Here is a 2,744-nt window from a genome sequence, read left to right as displayed (position 1 = left end):
TTATGCCTATAACGATGGTGGTGGAAACTCTTCGTATGAAGTCAATACTCCTGTTGCAGATGGTAGTGAGGTTGGTGTTGCTGTAGGCTTTGTTGGAGCAGGTATCGCTTGTGGTGTTTCTACCGTTATCGGTGGAGGTTCACTATGTGAACCTACAACTTTTTCTTTTATAGCAGCTGGAATTACTGCAGTATTTGAAGCGTTTATGAGCTTTTCAGACTCAGAGGATTTTGCAGATTTTCAAGATGACTTGGATCGTGAGTACGACAGAATTAATAATAGATACGATGAAATTCACAAAAGCCTTTCTTTGAATAATAGCAAGATAGTGAGCTCTATATGTAGAGAGATTGAAATTGAGGAAGTTCAATCTAGTGTTGATTCTAATATTAATCTCTTAGAGGGTGTCTTAACTATGGTTGAACAAGCGCATTCTACCATTTCTAAGAAGTCTGAGGATTACAAGACAATACTAAAGATGGATGAGCAGCTCTTACAGGTAATGCTAAAGACTAAAAGAGAGAAGTTTATTAAACAGGTTTCAACTAACCTATCTGCACTAAGAGAGAGGTATGCGAGTGTTGGGCTTGAGCTTATGAAATTTTATAAAATTGAACTACTGCCTATAGCGAAGAAAATTAAAATTTCTAGAGGACTTAATAAGCTTCATCTACAAAAGAAACTTTTAGAGACTATTGCTAAGGGAGATATGAGTTTTGGTGATTATAAGGTTTGGAATGCCTATAAGAGGAGTTTAAAATAATGAGGAGCTTATTTTTTATTCTAATAATACTAAACATTTGTAATGTGTTTGGAAAAGAGTTCTCTATTACCAATGGGAGACTTAAGTACTCGTTAACTTTGAATAAGTATACTAGGGAGCTTTCAGTTAGAAATTATTTAAGTTTTAAAGATATGGGATCATTGTCTGTCTTAGAGGAGGGAGAGGAAGGTCGAAGTGATAACTTCATAAGAGATTTTAACATTAGTAGATTAGAGAATTCTGATGTTAGTGAAACTCAGGTAGCTTATAAGAAACTAGATAAGAAAAAGTTTTTTAAATGCTTAATCGATACGGAGGAAGTTCATTCTTATGAATTGATTAAGAAAAAAATGAAACCTTCCTATAGGAGTAATCTACTCCTTGAACTTGACTCTTGTAGTCAGTTCCTTTCGAGTAACTATGTTTTCCCAGATAAAGAAAATATTTTCTTTTTCACTTCAATAATTAAGAAGTTAGAGGAGTCTTCTAAGAGCTTAGTTGAGGATTTATTTCTTTCATATCTTGATATCAACTTAGGTGCCAATGATAAGTTTGCTAGAGAGTCTCTCCTTACTATGATTAGTTATGATACACAATTTAATGATGTTAATTCTATTGATTTAAGTAGCTATAAGATTAGGTTGAAGGATGAAATCCTTCTTTCTGGAAAGTTAATCAAAGAGGATATAGAATCGCAGACTGAGTCTATTGCTGCAAGTATAGATACAAGTCAGTTAATTAAGATTGTTGAAGACATTTAGGGACGCTTAAAGCAGTGATTTATCGCCCATATATTTGATCTGTCTCTCCATTTAAAAATATTAAATTTAAGAATCCACTGTGGGTAGGAGATATACTTTAGCTCACACTTGTAATTTGAGTTGATCATCTCTAGATCACTATACTTAGTTGTAAAGGTATGAAAGCTCTCTTTATTAATACTTGTATTTCTTATAAGTGTTAGCTTCTCTCTTTTGTATACATCCATCTCTAGATCTGGGTAACGCCCTTTTCTGTCTTTAAAGGTATAGAGTTCAAGCGCCTCTCCTTGATTAAATGAATAGAGAAATTTATAGAACTTCATCGGTGTATAGGCCGGCTTAAAAGAGACTATCGTCGTTCCAATAATGGAGACTATAAAGAGAAAGTTAAAAGATTTTTTAAATCTATTAAAGTCGATCACCTTAAACATCATAAAGACTGAAAAGTAGATCAAAGGGTAGATGAACCTAAGTTCCTTATGTCCAATAATGCTATGAAAGGCCAGAAAAGTAATTACAAGAACAGACTCTAAGCTCTTTGGAAATTTCTTAATATAGACGATAGAGCTAATCAGTAGAATCACTCCAAAGAGGTGAAGTTTTTTAACTGTAAGTGTGAAGTATGCCCACCAAGGAGAGACTCCAAAAGAGCTGATCTTATCTTTAATTAAATTCTCTGTGAGATAATTCACAGGAGTTAAAGTGAAGCTCCCATAACCAAGACTATCTAGTCCAACTCCTACGAGTACGCCAATAAGTATTGAAGAAGAAAAGAACTTAAACCAAGTTAGAGGGTCAATTTTCTTAGAAAATAAAATCCATAAACCAAAGGCTAGAGAAAGAACTCCAGTTTGATGTCTTAAAGAGAAAGCCAGACCAAGAAGTAGTCCTCCCATAAGAAGAGTCCTCTTTGATATACTTCTTAAAATAATTGAAACTGCGATAATAAAGAAGCAAGTCGCAATATTGTCGGAAGAAGTTCTCACCCCCATAAAGACTAAGGGCCAAAATAGGAGAGTAAATTTAGTGAAGAGATCCCTTCTACTTTCTGGAAGAAAAGCTTTAAACGTCTTAGTAAATTCAATGAGAGTATAAAGAGCAACACAACCAGAAAATAATCTTGCAATCGTTGCTAGTGTGAAAGGGCTCTCTATTCCTAGAAACTTAAAAGGGGCAAGTATCACTACATATAGGTAGGGAAGAGTCCAAGGTCTAATCTT

3 protein-coding genes are annotated in these 2,744 nt (G+C 34.3%); 2 read left to right on the top strand and 1 reads right to left on the bottom strand.

Going from position 1 to position 2,744, the window contains the following annotated elements:
* Both ABX784_RS16750 and ABX784_RS16745 read left to right on the top strand, forming a co-directional pair.
* A partial coding sequence (locus ABX784_RS16750) for a hypothetical protein (protein WP_372656209.1) occupies positions 1-763 on the top strand: 763 nt, incomplete at its 5' end.
* The gene (locus tag ABX784_RS16745) at positions 763-1,524 is read left to right on the top strand and encodes a hypothetical protein (protein WP_372656208.1); all 762 of its coding nucleotides are present in this window, start codon (positions 763-765) and stop codon (positions 1,522-1,524) included. The genes ABX784_RS16750 and ABX784_RS16745, both read left to right, overlap by 1 nt.
* Here ABX784_RS16745 and ABX784_RS16740 read toward each other — a convergent pair.
* On the bottom strand, positions 1,521-2,744 hold a 1,224-nt coding region (locus ABX784_RS16740; protein ID WP_372656207.1), incomplete at its 5' end, for a hypothetical protein. The genes ABX784_RS16745 and ABX784_RS16740 overlap by 4 nt on opposite strands.

The organism is Halobacteriovorax sp., from assembly GCF_041587335.1.
In the GTDB taxonomy this organism is placed as follows: Bacteria; Bdellovibrionota; Bacteriovoracia; order Bacteriovoracales; family Bacteriovoracaceae; genus Halobacteriovorax.
The sequence above is the reverse complement of the archived record's forward strand: the minus strand, read 5'-3'. Positions and strand labels throughout refer to the sequence as shown.

Bases quoted from the DNA above. Each gene is read 5' to 3' on its own strand.
- ABX784_RS16745 (WP_372656208.1), top strand. From the start codon at position 763: ATGAGGAGCTTATTTTTTATTCTAATAATACTAAACATTTGTAATGTG.